At 63.6% G+C, this 24,802-nt stretch carries 23 protein-coding genes; 6 read left to right on the top strand and 17 right to left on the bottom strand.

The genetic code is table 11. The features are described from left to right. Positions 1–252: 252 nt before the first annotated feature. The 3 genes from AAFG07_RS09510 to AAFG07_RS09500 form a co-directional block, all read right to left on the bottom strand. The gene (locus tag AAFG07_RS09510; protein WP_342727045.1) at positions 253–2,634 is read right to left on the bottom strand and encodes an EAL domain-containing protein; all 2,382 of its coding nucleotides are present in this window, start codon (positions 2,632–2,634) and stop codon (positions 253–255) included. 144 nt (positions 2,635–2,778) lie between these two features. Next, entirely contained in the window at positions 2,779–3,189 is a 411-nt protein-coding gene (locus AAFG07_RS09505) for a DOPA 4,5-dioxygenase family protein (RefSeq protein ID WP_092124462.1), read from the bottom strand. 23 nt (positions 3,190–3,212) lie between these two features. Continuing rightward, entirely contained in the window at positions 3,213–3,833 is a 621-nt protein-coding gene (locus tag AAFG07_RS09500; protein ID WP_342727044.1) for a class I SAM-dependent methyltransferase, read from the bottom strand. A 184-nt stretch (positions 3,834–4,017) separates the two neighbouring features. On the opposite strand from AAFG07_RS09500, the gene AAFG07_RS09495 reads away from it, so the two are divergent. Next, positions 4,018–4,722, top strand: a complete 705-nt coding sequence (locus AAFG07_RS09495) for a hypothetical protein (protein ID WP_342727043.1) — start codon at positions 4,018–4,020, stop codon at positions 4,720–4,722. Between the two features lie 66 nt (positions 4,723–4,788). On the opposite strand, the gene AAFG07_RS09490 is transcribed toward AAFG07_RS09495, so the two are convergent. After that, positions 4,789–5,880, bottom strand: coding sequence for a transporter (locus AAFG07_RS09490; protein ID WP_342727042.1), 1,092 nt, complete (start codon positions 5,878–5,880; stop codon positions 4,789–4,791). Positions 5,881–6,319: 439 nt separating this feature from the next. On the opposite strand from AAFG07_RS09490, the gene AAFG07_RS09485 reads away from it, so the two are divergent. Further along, complete coding sequence (locus AAFG07_RS09485) at positions 6,320–7,303, top strand: formylglycine-generating enzyme family protein (protein ID WP_342729102.1); 984 nt, start codon at positions 6,320–6,322, stop codon at positions 7,301–7,303. A 29-nt stretch (positions 7,304–7,332) separates the two neighbouring features. Continuing rightward, positions 7,333–9,015 (top strand): arylsulfatase, encoded by a 1,683-nt coding sequence (locus AAFG07_RS09480; RefSeq protein WP_342729101.1) that lies wholly within the window; start codon positions 7,333–7,335, stop codon positions 9,013–9,015. Between the two features lie 262 nt (positions 9,016–9,277). Here AAFG07_RS09480 and AAFG07_RS09475 read toward each other — a convergent pair whose 3' ends face one another. Beyond that, positions 9,278–9,676 (bottom strand): hypothetical protein, encoded by a 399-nt coding sequence (locus tag AAFG07_RS09475; RefSeq protein ID WP_342727041.1) that lies wholly within the window; start codon positions 9,674–9,676, stop codon positions 9,278–9,280. Between the two features lie 214 nt (positions 9,677–9,890). Then, positions 9,891–10,653 (bottom strand): IS5 family transposase gene (locus AAFG07_RS09470; RefSeq protein WP_342727040.1). Its coding sequence is split into 2 segments (ribosomal slippage): positions 9,891–9,971 and positions 9,973–10,653, totalling 762 coding nucleotides; the frame shifts between segments, so codons are not numbered across the junction. Between the two features lie 299 nt (positions 10,654–10,952). Here AAFG07_RS09470 and AAFG07_RS09465 point away from each other — a divergent pair. Further along, positions 10,953–11,759 (top strand): class I SAM-dependent methyltransferase, encoded by an 807-nt coding sequence (locus AAFG07_RS09465; RefSeq protein ID WP_342727039.1) that lies wholly within the window; start codon positions 10,953–10,955, stop codon positions 11,757–11,759. A 428-nt stretch (positions 11,760–12,187) separates the two neighbouring features. Here the strand turns inward: AAFG07_RS09465 and AAFG07_RS09460 are convergent, their stop codons facing one another. Then, positions 12,188–12,841 carry a PilZ domain-containing protein gene (locus AAFG07_RS09460; RefSeq protein WP_342727038.1) on the bottom strand — a complete coding sequence of 218 codons (654 nt, stop codon included), beginning with the start codon at positions 12,839–12,841 and terminating at the stop codon, positions 12,188–12,190. Positions 12,842–13,232: 391 nt separating this feature from the next. Here AAFG07_RS09460 and AAFG07_RS09455 point away from each other — a divergent pair, with 391 nt between their 5' ends. After that, entirely contained in the window at positions 13,233–14,045 is an 813-nt protein-coding gene (locus AAFG07_RS09455) for an enoyl-CoA hydratase (protein WP_342727037.1), read from the top strand. A 461-nt stretch (positions 14,046–14,506) separates the two neighbouring features. Here the strand turns inward: AAFG07_RS09455 and AAFG07_RS09450 are convergent, their stop codons facing one another. The 8 genes from AAFG07_RS09450 to AAFG07_RS09415 all read right to left on the bottom strand — a co-directional run bounded on the left by AAFG07_RS09450 (position 14,507) and on the right by AAFG07_RS09415 (position 21,832). Continuing rightward, positions 14,507–15,289, bottom strand: a complete 783-nt coding sequence (locus AAFG07_RS09450) for an SDR family oxidoreductase (protein ID WP_342727036.1) — start codon at positions 15,287–15,289, stop codon at positions 14,507–14,509. 86 nt (positions 15,290–15,375) lie between these two features. Next, the gene (locus AAFG07_RS09445; protein WP_342727035.1) at positions 15,376–16,299 is read right to left on the bottom strand and encodes a DUF1932 domain-containing protein; all 924 of its coding nucleotides are present in this window, start codon (positions 16,297–16,299) and stop codon (positions 15,376–15,378) included. Next, entirely contained in the window at positions 16,299–16,781 is a 483-nt protein-coding gene (locus tag AAFG07_RS09440) for a hypothetical protein (protein ID WP_342727034.1), read from the bottom strand. The genes AAFG07_RS09445 and AAFG07_RS09440 overlap by 1 nt, the downstream gene beginning before the upstream one ends. Positions 16,782–16,847: 66 nt before the next feature. Beyond that, the gene (locus AAFG07_RS09435; protein WP_342727033.1) at positions 16,848–17,594 is read right to left on the bottom strand and encodes a TetR/AcrR family transcriptional regulator; all 747 of its coding nucleotides are present in this window, start codon (positions 17,592–17,594) and stop codon (positions 16,848–16,850) included. 58 nt (positions 17,595–17,652) lie between these two features. After that, complete coding sequence (locus AAFG07_RS09430; protein ID WP_342729100.1) at positions 17,653–18,531, bottom strand: SMP-30/gluconolactonase/LRE family protein; 879 nt, start codon at positions 18,529–18,531, stop codon at positions 17,653–17,655. Between the two features lie 35 nt (positions 18,532–18,566). Further along, entirely contained in the window at positions 18,567–19,637 is a 1,071-nt protein-coding gene (locus AAFG07_RS09425; RefSeq protein WP_342727032.1) for an aldose epimerase family protein, read from the bottom strand. A 2-nt stretch (positions 19,638–19,639) separates the two neighbouring features. Then, complete coding sequence (locus tag AAFG07_RS09420) at positions 19,640–20,569, bottom strand: Gfo/Idh/MocA family oxidoreductase (RefSeq protein WP_342727031.1); 930 nt, start codon at positions 20,567–20,569, stop codon at positions 19,640–19,642. 237 nt (positions 20,570–20,806) lie between these two features. After that, positions 20,807–21,832: a histone deacetylase family protein gene (locus AAFG07_RS09415; RefSeq protein WP_342727030.1), complete on the bottom strand. Its 1,026-nt coding sequence runs from the start codon at positions 21,830–21,832 to the stop codon at positions 20,807–20,809. 151 nt (positions 21,833–21,983) lie between these two features. Between AAFG07_RS09415 and AAFG07_RS09410 the strand changes: the two genes are divergently transcribed. Continuing rightward, positions 21,984–22,595, top strand: coding sequence for a TetR/AcrR family transcriptional regulator (locus AAFG07_RS09410; protein ID WP_342727029.1), 612 nt, complete (start codon positions 21,984–21,986; stop codon positions 22,593–22,595). A 3-nt stretch (positions 22,596–22,598) separates the two neighbouring features. Here the strand turns inward: AAFG07_RS09410 and AAFG07_RS09405 are convergent, their stop codons facing one another. Next, positions 22,599–23,549: a fatty acid desaturase gene (locus AAFG07_RS09405; RefSeq protein WP_342727028.1), complete on the bottom strand. Its 951-nt coding sequence runs from the start codon at positions 23,547–23,549 to the stop codon at positions 22,599–22,601. Positions 23,550–23,563: 14 nt separating this feature from the next. Continuing rightward, a complete protein-coding gene (locus AAFG07_RS09400; RefSeq protein ID WP_342727027.1) occupies positions 23,564–24,595 on the bottom strand; it encodes an alpha/beta fold hydrolase in 1,032 nt (343 codons plus the stop codon). Between the last annotated feature and the right edge of the window lie 207 nt (positions 24,596–24,802).

The raw sequence follows: 24,802 nt of genomic DNA, 5'->3' as shown, positions 1-24,802 counted from the left end.
TCGACTTACGCGCGGCTGCTTTCGTCGTACGTTGACCCATCATCCCCAAGTCGGTGCTCTGGGGCCTGTTACCCGGCCCACGCTGGATTCACCGTTCGCTCATTATATCAGGGAATTAGAGTAAGGCATAATCGAGACGAAGCGGGCAACGACAGGATTTTTAAACGTTTTTCGGATGGAAAGTGCCCGAGAATCAGCACCGGGAGGGCTGAAACGGCCTAAAAAGTCCCGATTCGAGACAATTTTGGCGACTCAGGCGATCTTTTCTTCCCGGAGGGTGAGCACCGGGACCGGCTTGCCGATGGCGTAACCCTGCGCGTAGTCGACCCCGATCTGGCGTAATTCGTCCAGGATCGCGAGGCTCTCGACGAATTCGGCGACCACCTGCTTCTGCATGATCTTCGCGGTCTTGGTGATCATCTCGACCATCGCGCGATCGACCTTGCTGTTCAGGATCTCCTTCACGAACGAGCCGTCGATCTTGATGATGTCGACCGGCAGGTGCTTCAGATACGCGATCGAGGACATGCCGGTGCCGAAATCGTCGAGCGAGAAGCTGCAGCCGATCTCGCGCAGCCGCGCGATGAACGTCTGCGCCTCGTCGAGATTCGAGATGGCGCTGGTCTCGGTGATCTCGAAACACACCAATGCCGGCGAAACATCATGCTGCGCGAACAGTTCGGCGACGAAGTCGACGAAGTCGCCGTCCCCGATCGTGGCGCCCGAGAGATTGATGGCGTAGCTCGCAATCTTGCGCGGGTGGTACTTGCGCTCGGCGATGATCTCGAAGGCGCGGCGAACCACCCAGCGGTCGATCAGCGGCATCAGCCCGTAGCGTTCGGCCGCGGGCAGGAAGCTGCCGGGCGGCACCAGCGCACCGTTCTCGTCGCGCAGCCGCAGCAGCAATTCGCGCCGCTCATTGCCCTTCAGCGCACCGCTGATCGGACGGATCTCCTGCTCGTAGAGGCAGAAGCGTCCCTCATCCAATCCCTTCCGGATGCGATTGACCCAGCTCATCTCGGCGACACGCACCGCCATGCCGGTATCGGACGGACGGTGTTCCTGGACGCGATTGCGTCCCTTGTCCTTGGCGAGGAAGCAGGCGACGTCGGCAAGCCGCAACGCGTCCTGCACGCCGGCGCTGTCGGCAAGCGCGACCAGGCCGATGCTCGCGCTGATCCGGAAGCTCGAGCCCTCATGGACGAAGCTCGACTGCTCGACCACCGCCCTGATCCGCTCCGCGACGTCGGCAGCGACGTCGTGTGTAGCGGAGCCATCGTCGTGCAGCAGAATGCCGAATTCGTCGCCGCCAAGACGCGCAACCAGCCCGCTGTCGCCGACCTCGGCCGCCAGCATCTTCGCTACCTGCTTCAGCAACCGGTCACCCGCCATGTGGCCGCAGGTGTCGTTGACGATCTTGAACTGGTCGAGGTCGATCAGCATCAGATCGGCGCCCACGACCGGCGACCCCGACATCGCCTTGTGCAGCTCGAACTCGAACTGCCGCCGGTTGGCAAGGCCGGTGAGCGCGTCATGGGAGGCAGCCCATGCCAGTTCCTCGACCAGCCGCCGCTCGGCGGTCATGTCGTGAATGATCATGACGCGGCCGGCCGGCTCGCCGGCATGCACGATCGGGGTCTCGACCACCGAGACCGGCACGCTGGAATGATCCGGCCGCACCAGCAGCCGCTGCTGCGGCCGGCTTTCGTCGTCGGCGTCGGCGCTCTGGAACGATCCGCGCACCGGCTGCTCCGCGATGTTGAACAGCGATGAAAGCTGCCATCCGGTCACGTCGAGCCCAAAGGCGATCAGCCGTTGCGCGGCGCCGTTCATGTAGCCGACGCGATCGTCCTGCGTCGTCACGATGACCGCGTCGCCGATCGAGGCCAGCGTGAGCTGGGCGCGCTCCTTCTCGACAGCGAGCGCGGTCTCGGCAAGCCAGCGCCGCCACAGCATCCGCCTTGTGTGGAACAGGACGATGCCGGCCAGGCAGGCCGCGATCACGAGATTGACCAGCAGCAGCAGCGCTGAGACCTGACGCGACGCCTTTCCCAACTGGTCGGAGAAATCGACGGCGAGCGTGCTCAGCGCAGCGTCGACCGCACCGATCCGCTCGGCCCAGTGTTTGATGGTCGCGGCCGAGGGATCATGCAGCGCGACGTCGTTGGCGGCCTCGTTCCTGATTTCGATCAGCTGATCGAGCAACGCGTCCGAATTCCGCCAGGCCGTCACCGCACCGGCCACGTGGTGCATCGTGCGGAAATATTTGAACAGCCAGATCAGGCCGCCAATGTCGTCGTCATGATTGCCCGCTTTGGCGAAGCCACTCCTCGCCACGGCGTCGTTGTTGCCTGGCGCTTCCAGCGCGCGCCGCGCCGTGCGATCGGCCAGCGGCACCGCGATCGCGGCATCGAACTTCTGCAGATAGAGCGGTGCGCCGGTGCTGATATAGATCTGAAGGTCGTGAATGGCGTCCTTCTGCCCCTTCGACCACAGGCTCTCGCCCGCCACATAGGCGCGCACCGCGGACATCACCTGCAGGCTGCCGGCGGACAGACCGCCCAGCAGCAACACGATGGCGAGCAGAGGCCCGACCACCCGCCACAGTGACCAGCTTCGAAACGAAAAGAACATGCCTAATGCGCCCGACCCTGAAATGTCGGGTAAGCCTAGGAATGCCGGCTTAACCTCACGTTGCAAAACGCGATGAGTTTGAAACGACTTGGCTGTAACGCAATTGCGTCAAACTTTACCCATCCGGTCGACCGGAGCCGGCGCTCAGGGACGCAATGTCGGCGACGTGTTCGGGGCCGGCGCCTGCTCCATTTCGGACTCTTCGGGCAGCTTGTCGGCATGGACGGCAAGCGGCGTGCCGATCCAGAGCGGATCGTCGCGATGATCGCGGCGCGGATTCGTCGTGTTGGGATGGACCAGGATGCTCAGGCTGCCGTGGTTCAGCATCAGCCACGGCACCAGGGTCGGAAACAGCTCGGCCGCAAACGCCACCTGATACATCGCCTGGTCGTGCGGGCCGACCTTGACGTCGTGCCAACGCCCGAGCGTGACCAGGAAGCGCTCGCCCATCCAGTTGCGCAGGCGTTCGGCCTCGCCGCGGCTGGTGGCGGGATCGTAATAGACATGGGCGTGATAGCTCGCGATCTCGCCGATCGTCCGTGGCCCGTCCGTCATCTCGCCTCTCCTTCCGCGGCCGGTCACTTCCGCCGCAGTACACTGAACTGGAACGACTGCGTCGCGCCCCAGGGCGTGACGTGCCGATGCGCCTCATGCGCGATCAACTCGAATGCCGGGCCGATGGTCCGGCTGAGCGTCGCGGGATCATAGCGCTGCACCGGCAGGCCGCTGCATTTTTCCGGACCGTCGAGCGCGAAGGTACCGATCACGGCGTGGCCGCCTGCCTTGACGCCGCGATGCAGTCTCTCGAGATAGGCCGCGCGGTCGCTCTCCGCGACGAGAAAATGAAACGCCGCACGATCGTGCCAGATGTCGAAAGCCTGCTGCGGCTGCCAGACCGTCGCATCGTCGGCAACCCAGCGCACCGCCGCGCCGGTCGCGCCGATCCGTTCCCGCGCGCTCGTCAGCGCGGCTTCCGAGAGATCGAGCACGGTCAGATCATGAAAGCCCCTCGCCAGCAGCGCATCGACGAGGCGCGAAGCCCCGCCGCCGATGTCGATGATCGACGCGTCGCGGCCGGGCGCGGCGGATTCGATCAGACGCAGCGAGGGCTGCGGATCGGCCTGCGACCAGCTCACCTGCTGCTCGCCCTTGGTCAGATAGACAGTCTGCCAATGCGATTGTCGATCAGAAGCGGTCATGGCGATACGTCCCGAAGCGGCGACAACCCGCGTTGCGCACCATTAACCATGAGCTAGGCGCGGCGGTCTCCCGCGTCAACCGGCAGCAGCCGACGCGCACGGCTGCGCAGCAGCAAATGCCGCATTTGCATCGCCGCATTTTCCATTTAACCTGATGGCGAGGTTGAGATCGGGGCGTCCGGGGATGGCCAATTTCGGCTGGACACGCGGCAACAAGCCTGCACAAGCGGACGACGCCGCCAGCGACTTGCGCGGCCTCACCGATCCCTGCGCGTTTCTCGCCGCGCTCGACAAGGTGGTGCCGCGCTATCTCGATCTCGCCGACAATGGCGTGCTGGTCTATCCGGCTTGCAAGCGCAAGCCCGGCGACTTGCTCGGCGATGTCAGGGCGATCTGGGAGCACACGCGGCTCGAAGCGATGCGCTATGTCCCGATGGTGCCGCGGAAAGACACCTCGCTGCTGGTCGATCCGGTGCGCCAGGCCGAGATGATCGACGCCTTCCTGCGCCAGCGCGCGCACGACAACACCGTCGTCGATTTCACGGGAACGGCGATCGAGGATTACGGCATCGCGATCTATGCGGCGCTGAACTGGCTGAACCATTGCGGCGCCATCGTGGGTGCCGATCCGCAGAAATTCTCGGGCACACTGCGCAGCTTCCGCAAGGTCATGGTCGTCGCCCGGCAGTGGTGGGCGCTCGACGGCGCCGCGGAGCGCTGCCGGCAGATGCTGGAGGCGCGCGAGCGGCCGCCGCTGGTGTTCTTCCTGCTGTGGGCCGAGTGCACCAATTTGGCGCGCGAGATCGCGATCGCCGCAGCCGGCGCGGCGGCGACCGAAGACGGTATTGCGCGCATGCGCGTTGCTGACGATCCGGAAGAGCTGACGTAGCGCGAATCGGACGCGCGGCCGCAGATTAGGGTGCGCACGGCACCGGTGGCAGCGTCACCGGCGCCGCTACTTTGTGAATCTTGGCCTTGTGGATGTCGGCGGCGTTGGCGCCGCGGGCTGAAGATTGAACGTCAGCCAGACGTTCCAGCCTGCCGGCCGATTTTCATTGGCGAATTCGCCGTAGCCCTTCAGGTTCAGATATCCCTGCATGTCACCCACCGGGAAAATGTAGCCGACCTGCGGGCCGACGCCGGCCACGCGCGACCGAAAGCAGCCGACGCGATCGCCGGAGCCGCTGTCGCATCCGAGCCCCTGATAGAGGTAACCGACGAGGCCGACCTGCCACTGCTTGGTCAGGAATTGCGACGCGCCCCAGTCGAGGTGCATGTCGACGCCGCTTTGATATTCAGTGGAGGGGTTGACGAAGTTGTAGGTGAATCCCAGCACCGCCGAAAATTCATGCCCGGTCTTTGGATCGAAATAGGTGTAGCCGCCGCCCGCGTCGATTGCCCAGTGCCCAATCCCCAAATTCGCTAGGCGGGTCGACTGGTAGGCGCCGGCCGGGAGGTCGGCGGTAATGTACGTCATGTAATTGTTGACACCGGCATTCCAGCGCAGCGCGAACTGCGGGATCAGGTCGCCGAATGCAATGAGCGAGCTGTCGATGCTGTCAAACCGGGAGAAGGGGAACGTGGCGCCGCCCGGTCCCGTCAATGTCCCCGCAAGCGATCCAGCGAGCGAGGTGGAGTTGGATCCGTAGGCCGCCAACAGGGTGGCAGAGGCCTGACCACCAAGCACGGGTGTCGCAAAAGTATAAGTCCCGGCCAGAAAGCCAAGGTTCACGTTGGCATTGACGTTCGCGTTCACGGTGGCCGTCAGATTCGCGGGAAAGCGACCGAGCGTGATTTCGCGCGACCGTGCCACGTCGCCGCCGGCGGAAACAGAGGTGTGATAATAAATCGAGGTCACCGACCAGCCCGGCGCCTGCTGAGGAACAGCCGCGAGGCTGCCAAAAAATCCGGGTACCCAAAAGCTCACGCCGCCTTCATCGGCACGAGCCACTTGGTTGGAAAGCACGAGTAGAGCGGCAAGCGCCCCAACACCCAAATGCCACTGCGAAAAAAATCTGCGTCCCAAACCCGATCCAAGGTACCGCATCGCCGATCCCCCGACTCTCGCAATCCCGCCATTGCTCCGGCGGGGTAGAAACTCGGAGAGAGTAAGCTAACGCTGCCGTTGGTCCATGCGAAATCGGAATACTTGCGTTCAGCCTGCCCTTTATTGAAAGGCTGTGTCCATGACGCCACAGCCTTGGCAGTTTTTGCATAGTCGTCAGGGGCTCTTGATAAGGAAGACGCGACCTGACTCGATTGATCTGGATCAACATAAGAAGGATGCGTTGCTGGAAGCATCTTATCTTGTTATCTTGTCTAGGTTGTGGACGCTTTGTAGTCGCGCTTCAGATACTCGATCGTCTTTTTGACTGACCGAGGCGTTAAACCGTTCCCCGAAGCAATCGGCGAGCTAGAAAGCTGCCGAGAGCTTCTTGCTCGGGGCGGCGTTGGTAACCTTGAATCTCGTTCACTGCGGGCGGCCCATGCACGACGTTGGCGTTGCGGCAGGCGTACCTTTGTCGGATGGACCCGGTCAAAGGGGCATGATCTGGATTCCGGGCGGCATGTTCCGCATGGGGTCCGACAGGCACTATGCCGAAGAGGCGCCGGTCCATCGCGTCTCGGTGAGCGGCTTCTGGATGGATGCAACGCCGGTCACCAATCGCGATTTTCGCAAGTTCGTCAACGCAACAGGCTACGTGACACTCGCGGAGACGCGGCCTGACGCAAAGGACTATCCGGGCGCACTGCCGCACATGCTCAAGGCAGGCTCGCTGGTTTTCACGCCACCGAAGCATCCGGTCGATTTGCGCGACTGGTCGCAATGGTGGAGTTTCAAATTTGGCGCCAACTGGCGCCGGCCATACGGCCCCCGCAGTTCGATCAGCGGCCTCGACGATCATCCCGTGGTCCACATTGCCTATCGTGATGCTGAGGCCTACGCGGCGTGGGCTGGCAAGGACTTGCCGACCGAAGCCGAATGGGAGTTTGCCGCGCGCGGCGGACTCGACGGCGCGGAATTCGCATGGGGTGACGAGCAACTTCCCGGCGGCAGGCACATGGCGAATACCTGGCAGGGCAATTTCCCGCACCAGAATCTGGTGGCTGATGGCTTCGAACGCACCTCGCCCGTCACCGCATTCCCGGTCAATGGCTACGGCCTTCATGACATGATCGGCAATGTCTGGGAATGGACGGCCGATTGGTATTCACAGAAGCACGACGCAGACGCCCCGAAAGCCTGCTGCATCCCGCAAAATCCTCGCGGCGGGTCCGAGGGCGCGAGCTACGACTCTCGTCAGCCGAACCTCAGGATTCCACGCAAGGTGCTTAAAGGCGGCTCGCATCTTTGCGCCCCCAACTACTGCCGCCGCTATCGTCCGGCCGCGCGTCATGCCGAGCCGATCGACACCTCAGCAAGCCATGTCGGCTTCAGGTGCATCACCAGGAAGAGGATCACGTCATGAGTAACGATACGATTCCGGAAAAGCCTGAGATGAGCACGGGACCCACCAGCGCAGGATTGAAACGCCGCGATCTGTTGTTGAGTGGTAGTTCGCTCGTCGCCGCTTCAGCACTCTCAGCCGCTGGTGCGGCAAGCTTTGCACAAGCGCAGCAACCAGCGTCCGCCCCGGTGCCCGCGCCGGCCGGACAGCGGCCCAATATCGTCGTCATCATGGGTGACGACATCGGCATCTGGAATATCGGCGCCTACCACCGCGGCATGATGGCGGGCCGGACTCCGAATCTCGATCAGATCGCCGCCGAGGGCATGCTGTTCACCGATTACTACGCCGAGGCGAGCTGCACAGCGGGCCGCGCCAACTTCATCACCGGCGAGCTGCCGATCCGGACCGGCATGACCACGGTCGGCCAGGCCGGCGCACCCACAGGCATACCCGCGCAGGCCGTAACCATGGCTACCGCGCTGAAAGGAATGGGCTACGCCACCGGCCAGTTCGGCAAGAACCACCTTGGCGACAAAAACGAGTTTCTGCCGACGGTGCACGGTTTCGACGAGTTCTTCGGCTACCTGTATCACCTCGATGCGATGGAAGATCCAGCGCATCCCGCCTATCCTCAGGAGTTGCTGAACACCGTCGGTCCGCGCAACATGCTCCATTGTTATGCGACCAATGTCGACGACGCCACCGTGGATCCGCGCTGGGGCAAGGTCGGCAAACAGAAGATCGAGGACGCGGGCACGCTCTATCCTAAGCGGATGGAAACCGTGGACGACGAAATCCGCGACTTTGCGCTCAAGTTCATCGACAAGGCCAAGGCCGACAACAAGCCGTTCTTCCTGTGGCTCAATCCGACCCGCATGCACATCGTCACCCATCTGTCGCCGAAGTACGAAGCGCTGCGCAACTCCAAGAACGGCTGGTCCATCCATGAGGCCGGCATGGCGCAGCTCGACGACGACGTCGGCATCGTGATGAAGAAACTCAAGGACATGGGCGTCGACGACAACACCATCGTGATCTTCACTACCGACAACGGCACCGAGGTATTCACCTGGCCTGATGGTGGACAGACGCCATTCGCGCAGAGCAAGGGCACGGTCTTGGAAGGCGGCTTCCGCGCGCCGGCGATGATCCGCTGGCCGGGCAAAGTGCCGGCGGGCAAGGTCGAGAACGGCATCATCTCCGGGCTGGACTGGTTTCCGACCCTCCTTGCGGCGGCCGGCAACCCGAACATTGTCGAAGAGCTGAAGAAGGGCAAGCAGATCGGTGACACGACCTACAAATGTCATCTGGACGGCTATAACCAGATGGACATGATTACCGGCAAGGGGCCGTCGAACCGGCACGAAATCTGGTACTTCGGGGAAAGCGAGCTGGGTGCCGTGCGCATCGACGACTACAAGTATCGCTTCATCGACCAGCCTGGAGGCTGGCTGGGTGAAAAAACCAAGCCTGACGTGCCCTACCTGATTAACCTTCGCCTCGATCCTTTCGAGCGAACGGGATGGCCCGATAGCGGGACGAAATACGGTGCGCAACAATACTTCGACTGGTTCAAATTCGAATTCTGGCGCTTTGTGTTTGTTCAGCAGCAGGTGGAAAAGCTGGCGATGACGGCGATCGAGTTTCCGCCGATGCAGAAAGGCGCGAGTTTCAATCTCGATGCCGTGAAGGCGAAAATCGAGGCCGCCAGGACGGCGATGGCAAAATAACATGTACTCATGATCGGCATGGTGGGGGCGGCCTCTAGGCCGCCCCGCGCAGCACCGGGGAAATGTCTCCTGCTGGCCCTGAGCGGCCGACCCGGCATGTCCGCTCCATGCCCGCTCCTTGGGTGTGAAGTGGACTTGATAAGCTTAACCCGAGTTCTTCCGGATCTGCCCCGGAGCGGAAGTCAAGCCTACGACGCTACGCTCCTAGGCTCGACGGCCGGATCATTCATCCACGTATTCCTCAAGTCTTCCCCCGCGGACATCACATCGAGCAGCGAATATACTGCGTTTCCATTGGCACCGGCTTCTTGGAGCTGAGTGTGATGCTGTTCTCTCCGGTGACTTTCACGTCAAATGGCACGTCTGAAACCGCGACGCCATCCGAGCACGACGCAATCACTTTCAGATCCGCCCCGTCATCGTGCAACGATTTGACAGTGCATTTTTGAAATGTGCCGGTTATTTGCTTTCCTTGAACGATTAAACCGCCCGCGTGGAGATCAGCATCTTGCTTGAACGCAAGTTTGCTGTTCTTTTTGGTAAAGATCTGACTGCAGGCCGAGGCGTCATCGGTCCAAGCTCCGTTCAAATCCGCAGCCTGTGCTGAGGCCGATTCTGTAACTAGAAGTGCTAAGACCACCAACGGATTGAAGGCTCTCATGACACTCTCCTCAAATGGTCAATAGGCTACCGGAGTACAACAAGAAAGAGCTTCTCGCGCTATGCACCTTCGGCAATGACGTTGTGGGTTGCGGAGGTTCCCACTAAAAGCGGCCAAGTGCAATTAGCCAGTTCCACCAAGGTGCCCGTTCGATCTTGATCTGCGCGCGCATCAGCTCACCTCTCAACCCGACTTACTTGATCCAGATCAACACTTAGAGCATGGACTCATTAGCACGCAGCCAAATTCGGATAGATGCGAGCTTGACGAACGCCAGATGGTTGGCGGCGAGTTTTGTCATACCGGGTTGCGACACGCCGACATTGCTTGATCTTGTTGAAGAACCGTTCGATCAAGTTCCGCGCGCGATACAGATGCGGGCTGAAGCAGATCGGGTCTTTGCGATTTCGTTTCGGCGGAATGTTCGCCCGTGCTCCTTGCTGGCGCGCAAGCTCCCTGATCCGGTCCGCGTCGTATCCACGATCCGCGAGTAACATCGTTTGTGGGAGCAAGGCGCTGAGGAGAACCGAACACAGCCGATTGTCATGCGCTTCACCGGGCGTGAGCGCGAGATGGACCGGCAGGCCATTGGTGTCCACCACCGCGTGAATCTTGCTCGTGAGCCCTCCTCGCGAGCGACCCATAGCTTGGTGATTGCTGTCCGAGATACACGCTCCGTGCCGGTGCACGCGCACGACGGAGGTATCGATCATCTGCACCGCCGCATCATGACCGGCGGCCAGCGCATCCATGATCCGGTCCCAGACGCCAGCACGCCGCCACCACACGAAGCGATTGTAACAAGTGGTGCGGGGACCATAGGTCTCGGGCAGGTCGCGCCATGGAGCACCTGAGCGGAGGACCCAGAAGATGCCATTGAGCACACGACGGTCGTTTACACGCCGGACCCCACGGGGTTTGTTCGGCAGCATCGGTTTGATGGTGGTCCATTCGTAGTCGCTGAGTTCGTAGCGCATGATTCGAGGCTCCGGTCTTGGAGCTTGAATCACGTCTCGGGCAGCGCCACCAACCCGCAACGGCCGGTCGCGGTCCTGCCAATGCTCTGAATTTACTTCCGCTTCCGGCGGCATAAGGGACATTGCCGGACTTGCTGCTGGCCCGGCCCCGTCGCGAATGACCCCTTCCAGACATGGGCCTCACGGGCCCGCGCCCTCAGCCGATGACCCCGCAATTTACCGATCCCCGCATTTGAACTAGGCTCTAGTGCATAGGGCTATGCGCGCGATGTTACGTCTCGGCCAAAAGGGGAAAAGTCATGCCCGAACCGAACACCCAGTATGCCTGGAGTGATGCCGACGCCTATGAGGCATTCATGGGGCGCTGGAGTGGACTCCTCGCTCCGATATTCATCGACTTCACGGGTATAGCCCCGGGCGCGCGCGTGCTCGACGTCGCTTGCGGGACCGGCGTGTTGTCGAAAGCCCTCGCGGAAGCAGGTGCGAGTGTGATCGGCGTTGATGCCTCGGCAGGATACCTGGCCGGCGCGCGTAGTCATAGGACTCACCCCAATATCACTTACCAGGACGGCGACATTCGCCGGATGCAGTTCACCGACAACTCCTTCGATGCAGCCGTTTCGACGCTCGCGCTGGATGTGCTCCCAGAGATCGAGCAAGTGGTTTCCGAGATGAACCGCGTCACCCGCCCCGGCGGCATTGTAGCCTCGGCCGTGCATCAGTTCCTCGGTGGCATGACCGCGTTCGACCTCGTGATCAACACAGCGGCCGTTCTCGATGCCAGCATCCGCGAAGTGCGAGACGCTCGGGCGGGCCGTCAGCAATTCTGGCCGAATGGACAGGCGGCGCTGTGGCGGAAGATGGGCCTCGTAGATGTTGCGGAGATTCCTGTCGTCGTAGATTGCGAGTATCCGTCATTCGCCGATTATTGGGCAACGTTTACGAGCGGTCAGGGCATCGTCTCTAGGTATCTGATGGCTCTCTCGGACGACGTACAGAGAACAGTGCAGGAGCATGTTCGTGGTGGATATCTGCTTGGCCGACCGGACGGGCCGCGGTCCTTCCCCATGATGTTCCGCGCGGTGCGAGGGATGGTGCCGAACTGACGGCGAGACCGGTCGGATAGTACGCGCTCAAAAGAGCGCGATCGCCAGACTTGCGGTACGGACGCCCGCGACATTCGAACTTGTCATCGACTTCAAAGCCGCAAAAGCGCTCAGTGCCACATCCGCAGGCAATCCCTAGCCGCGCCGACGAGCTGATCGAATGTCGTCTTTTGGCCCATCGCGACATTTCGGTGCGCTGCGGAATTTGATCGCTACCAGGGCATAGCGGACTCTCGCGAGTCGTCAGCGCGGCCGATTTATGGGTTCACGGCCGTGTCCATAATCTCGTCGCTGCGTTGCAGACTTCAAAGTTAATTTCCGCTACCGTTCCTTTGCGGACATTCACTTAGGCGTCCGTCGATGTCTGCTTTGGAGGACAACTCAGACCCCGCTATCCCCGCACGCGCGCACCAGATTTATGAAGACCCCTAGGCAACAGGACCCGCGTCGGCAGACACCACCAGCAGGTCCTTGGATTTGCGCGCGATCAGGCGGCCGAGATCGCCCTGCTTGTAGGTCTCGACGAACTTGATCGCGAATCCGTTCGGCAGATGCCGGACCACGCGGCCGACGCAGGCCCCGATCGCCAGCGGCATGCCGACCGGCGGCTGCAGCTCGGAGGACACCGCCGCGCCCGACAGCGACATGTCGATAATGAAGCAGCTCTGCATGGTGCCGTCCGCCAGCGTCAGCATGGCATGCGGCGCGACGGGCACAAAACGCGGATTGTTGCGCGCCTCGCGGACGCTCGGATCCTTCTGCTTCTTCTCGATCCAGGTCAGCTTGCCGGCGAACTTCTCGCGCCTGGCATGCGTCATCTCGAGCTCGACCAGGAAGCTGCCGCTCATCGTGTCGGTGATGCAGCCTTCGAACTTGCCGAACTCCTCGAAATACGACGTCAGCCGGTCGCCGACCTTGCCGACGACAGGCACGTCCACGATCATCCGGAACGGCGAGACGCGCGTGGTGCGGCAGGCGAAGGTGCGCAGCTTGCCCTGCGCATCGTACCAGTTCGGCAGCGTGTAGCTGCCGTTGACGATGATCCTGACCGCGCGTTGCTTGAGAAACTTTTCGACAGACACGACTGGACCTCGCCCGAGGCGATCTGAGTGCACGGAGGTCTGGGGTTGACCGACATCGGCGGTCGGTCTGGTGGCGGGGACTTCCGTTACCGACGCGATTGCAGCGGGAAGGCCGCGGGTTGCGTCCCAGCGCGTCGCGCATCGTCCTGGCGCGCAGGTGCGTACGGTTGTACCGTCGAAAGACTAGGAAAAAGTTAAGCCGGGACAGAGCGCGGGCGGCGCAGTCTATGACGCGACCCTTACGCGTCAGTTTATTTTGCGAGCCGCACAACTACCGGGAGAGCTGCCGCGCGCCGATGCAATCGCGCCGTGCCCTAAACCGCCTGCCTCGGCTTGCAACCGGGTGCTAGCCTTGCTCGTAGCCTTGGCCGAAATCAGACCGGATCCTCCTATGCCAACCATCTCAGACAAGTCGCTTGCCGACGGCAAGATCCTGCAAAGCGTGGTCGACGGCGTCGGCGTCATCACCTTCAACAATCCCGACAAGCGCAATGCGATGTCGCTGGAGATGTGGGAGGGGCTCGGCGAGGCGCTGACCGCCTTGCGCGACGATCCGGTCGTCCGTGTCGTGGTCCTGGTCGGCGCGGGCGACAAGGCCTTCGTGTCCGGCGCCGATATCAGCCAGTTCGAGAAGACCCGCCACAACGCGGAAGCCTCCGAGGAATATTCACGGCGCAGCGCCGCCCAGCGCGCCTTGCTCGCCGACTACCCAAAGCCGACCATCGCCTGCATCCGCGGCTTCTGCCTCGGCGGCGGCATGCAGGTCGCGATGCTGACCGATATCCGCATCTCCGGCACGAGCGGGCAGTTCGGCATTCCCGCCGCCAAGCTCGGCATCGCTTACGGCTATGACGGGCTGCGCCATCTGGTGTCGCTGGTCGGCCCGTCCTGGGCGCGGCTGATCATGTATACCGGCATGCGGATCGACTCCGCGGAAGCGCTGCGGATCGGCCTCGTCGATCGCGTGCTGCCGGATGCCGAGTTGTGGGACGCGACCATGGAGATCGCGCGCACCATTTCGGGCAACGCGCCGCTGGCGATCAAGGCCGCCAAGATCACCATCGCGCAGGTGCTGAAGGATCCCGCCGATCGCGACATGGCCGCGATCAAGCAGATCGGCATCGACTGCATGGACAGCGCGGATTTCCGCGAAGGCCGCAGCGCCTTCATGGAAAAGCGCAAGCCGCAGTTCAAGGGCCGGTAGAGCGTTTTCAAGCGAAGTGGCTACCGGTTCGCGCGAAGAAACGCGTCAAAACAAGAATCTAGAGCCCGTTCCGATTCCATCGGAACGGAAAAGGCTCTAGCCATCCGGTGTCATCACACGCGCATGCTTTCGCCGGTAGTGACAGCTGAGAGTGCGGTAACAGCGGTGGTCCAGCCCGCCGTCGTCGTTGCCACGCAACACACTGTCATCGCCCGGCTCGACCGGGCGATCCAGTATTCCAGAGGCGGTTGTGCTTGAGCCGATGGGCCGCGGCGTACTGGATCGCCCGGTTGAACCGGGCGATGACAGGTGATGCTGTCGAGAGATTTCTGAATATTAGAAGAATATCCCTGATTTGCCCGACATGTCAAGTAGCCGTGACGAACGCCGGCAGCCGCCGGCTACTTTGCATGGGGTTGTTTTCGATATTTTGGCAGTGAGCTCGCGATTGAAGCCGCCGCCTACTTCTTCTCGTTGACCGGCACCGTGTAGTTGAGGATCAACCGCCCGCCGTCGGGATAGATGGTCTGGCCGGTGATGTAGGAGGCGTCGTCGCTGGCGAGGAAAGCCACGACGGAAGCGACCTCGCTCGGCTCGCCGCAGCGGCCGGCCGGGGTGCGCGACAGCACGCTGCGCCGCGCGTCCTCCGACGAGAAGATCGCCGTCGCCACCATCTCGGTCAGGATCGTGCCGGGTCCGACCGCCACGACGCGAATGCCGTGCGCCGCCAGCGCCACCGCGGCCACCGAGGTGAGCTGCTTCATCGCGCCCTTGGACATCGCATAGGTCGCAAGCGAGGGGATCGCGAGCAGCGCATTGACCGAGGACATGTTGACGACGACGCCGCCACCGCCCTGCGCGATCATCTGGCGCGCCGCAGCCTGGACGCCGAAGAACGCGCCCTTGAGGTTGATCCCCATCACGTCGTCGAATTCGGCCTCGCTGATATCGAGGAAGTCGCGGTTGCGCGCCACGCCGGCATTGTTGACCATGACGTCGAGCCGACCGAACTCCTTCACCGCGTGAGCCACGATGCGATCGACATCGGCGCGCTTGCTGACGTCGGCCTCGACCGCCCGCAACCGATCCTCATGTCCGAGCTCCTGGGCGGCGTGGACGAGCCCCGCAGCATCGACATCCGAGATCACGACCCTGGCGCCATCGGACAGGAAGCGCGCGGCGCAGGCTTTGCCGATACCGCGCGCCGCTCCGGTGATGGCGACGACCTTGCCGGAATTCTTCATGGGAGTGCCTCCAGACCAAAACTGTTCACGGAGCAATAGCGCATTGCGCGTCGGCAGGGAACGCGGCGGATTCTCCGCGCGAGAGGTCAGGACTTGATGCGCGCGAGAATCCGGTCGGCCTCGGTGCGCCAATCGGCGCTGCGGGCGAATTCCGGCGTTCCCTTGGGCCCGAACACGCCGTCATCGGCAAGATCGGCGATCCAGCCCTGCCGCTCGGCGGTGCCGGACGCGGACCACGGCGTCAGTCCGGCTTCGCGCACGGTCTCCGCCACCTCGCGCACCTCCTCGGCACGCCGCCGGCCATGCTCGATCACCCGCTGGAAGAAATAGGCGCCCTGCTTCTCCCAATCGATGCCTGGAAAGGTCTCCTTGAGCGAGGCGAGCACCGCATCCTCGACGCCATAGGCGCGTGCGGTGGTAAAGCTCTCGATCACCATGGCCTCAAGGCCCTTGATCATGATGCTACGGCACATCTTGACCGCCGAGGACACGCCAAGCTCGTCGCTCGCCACCTTCGCCGTGAAGCCGAGCGCCACCAGCAGCGGCGCCAGCTCGCGCGCACCGCGGCCGCCGAGGAGCAGCGGCACCTTGATCCGGTAGGGCGGCAGCGAGGTCATCACCGCGCCCTCGACATAGCGGCCGCCGGCGCCATCGATGTGGGCCGCCGCGCGCTGCTTGGCGCCGGGCGAGGCTGAATTGAAATCGAGAAACCAGGCGCCGTTCCGGATCGCGGGCGCGCAGGCCTCGGCTACCGGCACCGCCTGGCTTGCCGTCACCGCCGAGATGGTGAAATCGGCCCGCGCCGCGAGATCGGCGTGGGACTGCGCGAGCGCGACGCCGGTCTCCGCCGCGTGCGCGCGCAGCGCCGCGCCCTCCGCGCGGTCGAGCTTGATGTCGTAGGCGGCGACCTTGATGCCCTGCTGGCGCAGGTCTTCGGCGAGGATGCGTCCGACCTCGCCATAACCGAGCATGCCGACCTGCCACTGCCGCGGATCGCTGGAGATTGTCATCAGTTCAAGTCCCGTGTTGTGTCGTCAAACAGCTCATCGACCGTGACGCGCCGGGGGATCAGCGCCTGCTGGACGCAATAGTCGATCATCAGTTCGAGCGGCTTGCGGTTCGCCTCGACGCCGAATGGCAGCAGGTCCGGTGCACTCGCGGAACCGGCGTCTGCCTTGGCGCGCTTGAGGAGTTCGTAGAGGCTGCGCACCACGTCCGGGCGCGATGTCGCAAGCCGCTTGGTCACCACCACCAGATGATTGACCGGCACGACGCTGTGCCGCGCGTACCACCGCGCCGCCTCTGCGGCGGGATCGGCGAACAACGGCTTGAGCGCCGGATCGCTCGAGGTCTCGCCCAGCACGGCATCGAGCTCGCCGTCCTTCAGCATCTGGATGATGGCACTGCCCTTCGGGGCACGTTCGGTGCTGTCGACATATTCGGCGACATGCGGGTCCTCGAACGTGACCCAGTTGATCCGATCGAGGTTCACGCCATGATCGTTGGCAAGGATGCCGTGCGCAGCCGAAGTTTCTCCATGGCGACGAACTCCGCGGGGTCAGGTCAGCGCGCGCCCTGGATTCACGCCCGACGCCTTGCGCGGCACAGGTGTTGGTTGATCGACCGGCGCGGCTTGCAGCGCCGCAACCGTCGCGCGCACCAGCTCCTCGACGGCATGACCGGCATCGGTGCCGTCGGCGCTGCCGCGCGACAGGCGCGAGACGCGCTCCGGCGTCACGAGCGTGTAGTAGAGCGCGCCGAGCAGGAAGTGGCCGCGCCAGACCAGATCGGTGCGCGGAACGTGCGGCAGGCTGTCATGGATCGCGTCGATGAAGGCATGGCTGGTGTCGTCGAAGGTCTGCGCGATGATCTTGCGCACGACCTCGTTGCCCTCGGCCGACATGATCGCGCGCAATCGCGTGAACCGCGTTCCGCCGCCGGCGAGATCGCTGCCCGAGGTGAAGGCCGGCAGCACATAGGCGCGCACGATCGCCTCCAGCCGGTCCTGCAGGTCGCGGACCCGCCGCGCCGCCGCCAGGAGCTCCGAGCGCCGCCGGTTCATCGGGCCGCAATGCCGCCGATAGATCTCCAGCAGCAGGCCGTCCTTGGTCTTGAAGTGATAGGTCACGCTGCCGGGATTGGCGCCGGCTGCCTGCGCGATGTCGCGTACCGAGACGGCGTTGAAGCCGTAGGTCGAGAACAATTCCTCCGCCGCGGCGAGGATCGCCTCGCGCATGTTCGGCTTGCGGGTGCTGGCGGCCTTGGCGTCGGCCTTCATGCCGGACTTGGCAGGTTTACGGACCATATTTGCACCATCGTCCAAATAATCAGGTCACGTCAACAAGGCGGCGGCAAGCCCGCGTTCAGGACAGTTTGACGTCAGGCTCGGCACGGCCGCGTGCCGCGGCATCGAGCAGAAAGGTTTGACCATGGCCGGGATCGGCCGCGCGCTGTGCCTCGTCCATGTCCTGCCAGGCCGAGGTGACCAGCACGCGCGAGAAATCGCGGCCGACAAAGGCCGGGCAGCTCGACTGCTTCGCCGGCACCCTCAGCATGCGCAGGTGCCGGCCGCTGGGGTCGTAGACATCGACGCAGCCACCGCCCCAGCGCGCGTTCCAGATCTTTCCATCGGCATCGACAATCGCACCGTCGAGCCCGCCGGTGCCTTGATGTCTGATCAAGTCGATCGGTTCGCCCGTCGGCAGTCCAGTCGATGGATCGAGCGGCACGCGATGCAGCACATTGGTCGCGGTATCGGCGAAATAGCCGACGTCGCCTGCGAGCGAAAAACAGATCGCATTGGGGATCGTGATCCCGGGATAGAGCCGCGTGATGCGGCCCCGGTGCAGCGCGTAGATCGCGCCGGCGCCCTGCTCGGCTTGACGCCCCATTGTGCCGAGCCAGAAGGTGCCCGACGGATGCACGCGCGCATCATTGGAGCGCGTCGCCGGATTGTCGGCTTCGAGCGCGACGAACAGCTCCATGCGCCCGCTGGCGACCTGCCGGACGTAAAGCCCATTTTCGGTGAGGATCAGCTGTCGCTCGCCATCGATCCGCGCCAACGCGCTCGCCATGTACGGCAGCTCGTGAATGACGGTGCGGCCGCTCGCTAAACGGTGCTCGAACAGGCGACGCTCGCGGATGTCGAACCACCAGGCGGTGTCGGCTAACGCGTCATAGGTCGGGCCCTCGCCGAGATGACAGCGCTCGGCCAACAGCACGGATGTCGGCACCTCTTCGATCAGCGGCTCGGCGGCACGGTCGGTCATGGCGTCACTCACATGGTCGAGAATCGATAAACTGCGGTACGCCGATAGATCTGTCCGGGATCGAGCCGCGCCGGCGGGAAGTCGGGCCGGTTCGGCGTATCCGGCCAGGCGTGCGGCTCGAGACATAGCGCATCGGATTGGCGATAGAGCAGATCGCCCTTGCCGGCGCTCGAGCCATCGAGGAAATTGCCGGAATAGAACTGCAACCCCGGCTGATCGGTGAACAGCTCCATCACACGGCCGCTGTGCGGCGCCTCGAGGCGCGCGGCGAAGCGAAGGCCAGTCCCCACGGCCAGACAGAAATTGTGGTCATAGCCGCGCCCGAGCCGCAGCTGCTCGTCGTTCATCCTGATCCGCGCGCCGATCTCGGTGGGCTTGCGAAAGTCGAACGGCGTGCCGTCAACCGGCCGCGGCAGGCCCGATAGCGGGATCGCGGTGGCGTCGACCGCGAGGAAATGATCGGAAGCGATCGTCAAAAGATGATCGAGGATCTGCGTGCCTGAGCGCGCGCCGTCGAGATTGAAGAAGCTGTGATTGGTGAGGTTGACGTATGTCGGCCGGTCGGTGGTCGCCTCATAGGTGATCGAGAGTTCCATCGGGTCGCCCACGCGATAGGTCACCCGCGTCTGAAGATTGCCCGGGTAGCCCTCTTCGCCATGCGGGCTTTCGCGCTCCAGCACCAGCGTCGGCCCTGGTTCATCTGATAGTTCGGCGATCCGCCACAGCTTGCGATCAAAGCCCTGCAAGCCGCCATGCAGCGCGTTGGGGCCGTTGTTGGCGTCGAGTTTCACCGTCTCGCCATCGAGCATGAAGCGCGCGGCGGCGATCCGGTTGGCGTAGCGCCCGATGGTCGCGCCGAAGAATTTGCGCTGCGCGAGATAGCCGTCGAACGCGTCGTGGCCAAGCACGACGTCGTCGCAATGCCCGCCGCGATCGGGCGCGAGCAGCGCCTGCAGCGTGGCGCCGAAGGGAAGGATGCTGGCCTCAAAGCCGTGTTCGTCGCGCAGCGTCACGCGGTCGACCACGGTGCCGTCGGGCAACGTGCCGAAGGGCGCGCGAGCAATGCCGGCTGATGTCATTGTCAGTCCTCGAACGCCTCGACAGGGCGCCGTCGGCCCAGCATGAAGCTATCGGCGACGAGCCGCAAGGGCGCGAGGTCGACCTCGGATTTTCCGTCCGACGTCAGCGCGACAAAGCGGCGGTACAGCGCGGGATATTCCTCGTCCGTGGCATCGACCACCAACCTGCTGCCGTCGCGCAGCTGCCGTCCGCCTTTCGACAGCGTCACAGACCCGGTCTCGGTCTCGCACAGGATGTCCCAGCTCGGCGGCCCGGTCTGGCGAAAATCGAATTCGGCGTGGATCGGCAGGCCGCTCTCATCGGACAGCTCGACTGCTGCGGCAATCGGCGTCTCCCGATTGGAGGGAAAGTCCAGGACCGCGCTTCTGACAAAGACCGAACGCGGCAGGATCTCGGTCAGGATCGACAGTGCGTTGATGCCGGGATCGAACACACCGAAGCCACCCGCCTCGAAGATCCACGCCTGGCCTGGATGCCAGACGCGGACGTCTTCCTTCCAGATGACGGTCACCTTGTTGATCGCGCGGCCGGCGAGCAATTTCCGCGCCGGTCCGACCGCGGGTGCGTAGCGCGAGTGCCATGCCGCAAACAATGTCCGGCCCGCCTCGCCCGCGGCCGCGATCAACGGCGTGAGTTCGCTTAACGTAGACCCAGGTGGCTTCTCCAGCAGGACATGCTTGCCTGCGGCTAGCGCCGCGGCGGCCTGCGCGTGACGCGCCTGCGGCGGCGTGCACAGCGCAACGGCATCGATCTCCGGCCCGTCGCGCAACAACTCCTGCAAATCGCGGAAATGCGGCAGGCCGGATGGGCTCTTGGCCGGATCGGCCACCGCGACGAGTGCGGCGCCTGATGTCTTCGCGATCGCAGGCACGTGCTGCCGGCACGCGATCTCCCCGAAACCGACGATGGCGATACGAAGCAGATCGCTCATGGCCGTCCTCGCGTTGCTGCCCGCCTGGCCGGCCGATGCCGCCAGGCAGGATCATAAGCCAGCACCGAATACCAACGGCTTGCTCCGACTTTGGTTGCAAAGGCGCAAGTCCACGACGCTTTGTTGTGCGGCGCGCGGCGGTGGCATCGGTTCTGATCGATCACAACCGATGCTCCAGGTTGTTGTTTTGGCAGGATATCTTCACGCGAACCGGTCACCGCATCATTCGAAACCGCTCTAGCGCGCGGCTTCGAATCCGCCGAGCACCGCCGTCAGGTTGGCGCCGAGGATATCGGAGAGATAGCCGCCCTCCTGCACCAGCACGGTCGGCAGGCCGAGCCGGGCCAGCGCCTCGCCGATCCGCCGGAAGCCGTCGGTGGTGACGGCGAGGCCCGCGAGCGGGTCCTTCTCGGAGGCGTCGAGGCCGAGCGCGACCACAAGCGCGGTCGGCGCGAAGGAGCGGATCGCCTTCTCCGCCGCCGCGAGCGACTTGATGTAGTCGTCGTCGCCGGTGCCCTTGGCGAGGGGAATGTTGAGATTGGTGCCGAGGCCGGGCCCGGCGCCGCGCTCATGTGCATAGCCCCAGACGAAGGGGTAGAAGAACGACGGATCGGCGTGGATCGAGACCGTGAAGACGTCCGGCCGCTCGTAGAAGATGCCTTGCGTGCCGTTGCCGTGATGCACGTCGACATCGAGGATCGCGACACGCTCGTGCTTCTGGCGCAGATGCTCGGCCGCGATCGCGCTGTTGTTGAGGAAGCAGAAGCCGCCGGCGAGATCGCGATAGGCGTGGTGACCAGGCGGACGGCACAGCGCGTAGACGGCGTCCTCGCCGTCGAGCACCATCTGCGCCGCGGTAACCGCGACGTCGCTGGAGGCGCAGGCGCCGGCCCAGGTGCCGGGGCCGATCGGCGCCGCGGTGTCGACCGTGTGCCAGCCGAGCTTGCCGACGATGTGGGTGGGATAGGTGCCGGCGTTGCGCACCGGGTGCATGTTCGCGATCATCTCCGGTCCGGCATTGCCGAGCGCCGACCATTCGTCCCAGGCATCAGCGAGAAAGCTCAGATATTCCGGACTGTGCACCCGCGCCCGCGGCCCCTGCCCGAATGTGGTCGGCTCGATCAGCGTGTGCTTGCCGGCCTTCAGGCCCGCCAGCAGCCGGTCGGCGCGCTCGGGCTGCTCGGTGGTGCGCTGGACCACACCGCGGACCAGGAAGAATTGCGGATCGTGGCTGCGGTGCAGATCACTGTAGACGGCCTTCACGGGATACTCCTGTTCGATGAGCAGTTGAGCTGAGCCTTCGCTGGCGAGTTGTACCGTATCAGCGGCGGCGATGATCTGAAACAGCGCGCGATTTCATGCTATGTCCGCAAGGCACGCAATGATTCAAACACGCAGGAAACGAATCCCGGCCATGGCGGGAAGCAAGGCGGAGACGGAGGATACGGCAACGGGTCGGCGCGGCCGGCCACGCTCCGCCGCGACCACGGCCGCGATCCTGCACAGCGCTTATAGCCTGATGGCGACCACCGGCCTTGCCGCCACCACCATCGACGCGATCGCCAGACATTCCAACGTCTCGAAGATGACGATCTACAAATGGTGGCCATCGCGCGAGGCCTTGCTGATCGATGCCTTCCTCGACCAGGCCTCGCGGGCGGTGCCGCTGCCGGAAGCGGGCCATCCGGTGGCCCGCATCCGCCGTCATGTCGCGACCTATGTCGAGGCGTTGCAGGGCGAGTTCGGGCGGGTGCAGCTCGCGGTGATCTCCGAATGCATCTCGCAGACCGGCACGGCGGAATTGTTCTACGAGCGCTACCTCGGCCTTCGTCGCAGCCGGATGCTGGAAATCATCGCTGCCGGCCAGAAGGACGGCAGCATTGGCGCGCCGGGCGTACCCGGCGATATCTATGACGCGATCTACGGCAGCCTGTTCTATCGCTATGTCTTCGGCATCAAGCCGCTGACGCCGGCCTATGCCCGCAACCTCGTCAATCTGGTGCTGCGGCCGCACGCCGACGCGTGAGCATCAAACCGAGCGTTGCCGCTGACGGCGGAACCAGGCCCAGGTCTCTTGCGTCACGGCGCGGTAGTTGCTGCCGCGATACACGATGTGGCCATCGACGATCGCGTTCAGCTTCGGCAACGCATGGAACGGCACCGTCGGATAGGCGTGGTGCTCGACATGGTAGGGCATGTTCCAAGCGAACCATTTCATGATCCGGCCCGTCATCGTGGTGCGGGTGTTCTCGAATGCGCTCCGCGTCCGCTCGCAACCGGTGTGTTCTGCGTAGAGATACGGGCGCAGGATGAGCTGGCCGGCGAGCAGCGGCACGATCCACACAAAGAGCAGGATCGCGCTGTGCAGCGCGAGCGATGCCGCCAGCAACAGCAGGTAACCCGCGAGATAAAGCCTCGACTCCAGCACGATCGAGGCGCGCTTGTGCTGCGGAATCCACGGCACGATCACCTTCCCGGTGAGTGCATGCCGAAACATCAGCCGGATCCGGACCAGCACCTGCAACAGTCCCGAATAGGCGATTGCGAGCTGGGTGTCCGACGCGGGCTTGGGACCGACGATCAGCTCCGGGTCCTTCTCCGGATCCTGGGTGTAGCGATGGTGGTCCCAGTGAAACAGGCAGTAATATTGGTAAGGCAATCCGATCATGAAGGCCGACAGGTTGCCGACCACAAGATTGAGTGCGTGACTGCGAAACGCCGTCTTGTGCGCGGTCTCGTGCACCACCATGAACAGGAACGCGACGAAATAGCCCTGGATGGCAATCAGCGGCGACGCCCATGGCAAACCGTAATGCGATGAGACCAACCAGATCAGCGCGCCGACCACAGCGATCATCCCGTAATGGCTGGCCGCGCGCACCGCACCGGCAAGGTTCGACTTGGTCGACAGGTCGCGCAAGGTCAGCGGGTTGAGCGGCTTCAGGCGAGGTCCGGCGTCACTGGTCTCTGCGGTGCTCATGGTCGTCTCACCTGTCAGCGTTGCAAGAGCGCCGAGATTTCGGCGTTGATGAAGGCGCGGTCTTCGGCGTTGTTGACGGGATTGCCGGCCCGGTGCCCATGGATCGAGGGGATCGGATGCAGCGCCGCGGAGCGGGCGTTGACCAGGCGGCCGAGCTCATCCTCGTTGTCGCGCGGATCGAAATAACGATCGGTGCGTCCTGGCATCAGCAGCACGTCTGCCTTGATCGCGGCCAATGCGCGGTCGAAGTCACCGCCGAATTCGTCGCAGCGGCTGATATCGCCGGCCTGCCAGATCGCAATCTGCGCCAGCAGATTATTGGCATCGCGCCGCGCGAAGGCACCGTCCCACGATCCCGCGAGGTAGTCTTCCAACGAGTTGAAGCCGGCCTCGCGCCAGGTCTCCTCGCGATAGAACTCGTGCGACATCGCCCAGCCGGCATAGACGCGCCCCATCGCGCGAAGGCCCGCTGTCGGCTTGGCGACGAAGCGGCCATCCTGATAACCGGGATCGGCGGTCAGCGCGCCCTTCACGCCTTCGAGGAAGACATGATTATACGGCGAGCACCGCGCGCTGCCGCAGACCACCGCCGCGCGTTCGACCATGTCAGGATAGCGCGCGGCCCAGTGATAGGCCTGCATGCCGCCCATCGACCAGCCGTAGACCAGCGCGAGCCTGGTCACGCCAAACCGCTCGACCAGCAGCCGCCGCTGGATGGCGACCGCGTCATGACAGGTAAAGGCGGGAAACGGTGCGCCGCCGAGCACCTCGCTCGAATTCGACGGCGAGGATGACAGGCCGTTGCCGAACAGGTTCGCGATGATGATGAAGTAGCGCTCGGGATCGAGCGCCCCGCCCGGCTGCAACAGCCATTCGATGTCGGTGTGCTGTGCGGCGAACGACGTCGGATAGAGGATGACGTTGTCCTTGGCCGCGTTCAGCATGCCGTAGGTCTGGTAGGCGAGCGCAAGCTGCGGAAACAGGGCGCCGCCCTGCAAGGTCACCTTGCCTGCCTCGAACACCTCATAGTCGCGTGACGTGGTCATGCGCATTCGACCTCGAACGGCTGGCGCGGCGCTGCGCCCTCAATAACTGTACTTATAGTACACTAATTAGGAACCGAAGCAAGGGCGGCGAAGGTGGCATCGCACCGGGCCGATCCATTCAAAATCGGTATCGATCAATACCCGTTTCGGCTTGGACCCATTGCCGTCATCTCTCTAGGACAGACCCCGAGGAAATCTTAAGGAGGC

The organism is Bradyrhizobium sp. B097 (assembly GCF_038957035.1).
GTDB lineage: Bacteria > Pseudomonadota > Alphaproteobacteria > Rhizobiales > Xanthobacteraceae > Bradyrhizobium.
This window is presented reverse-complemented; position numbering and strand designations above follow the sequence as displayed.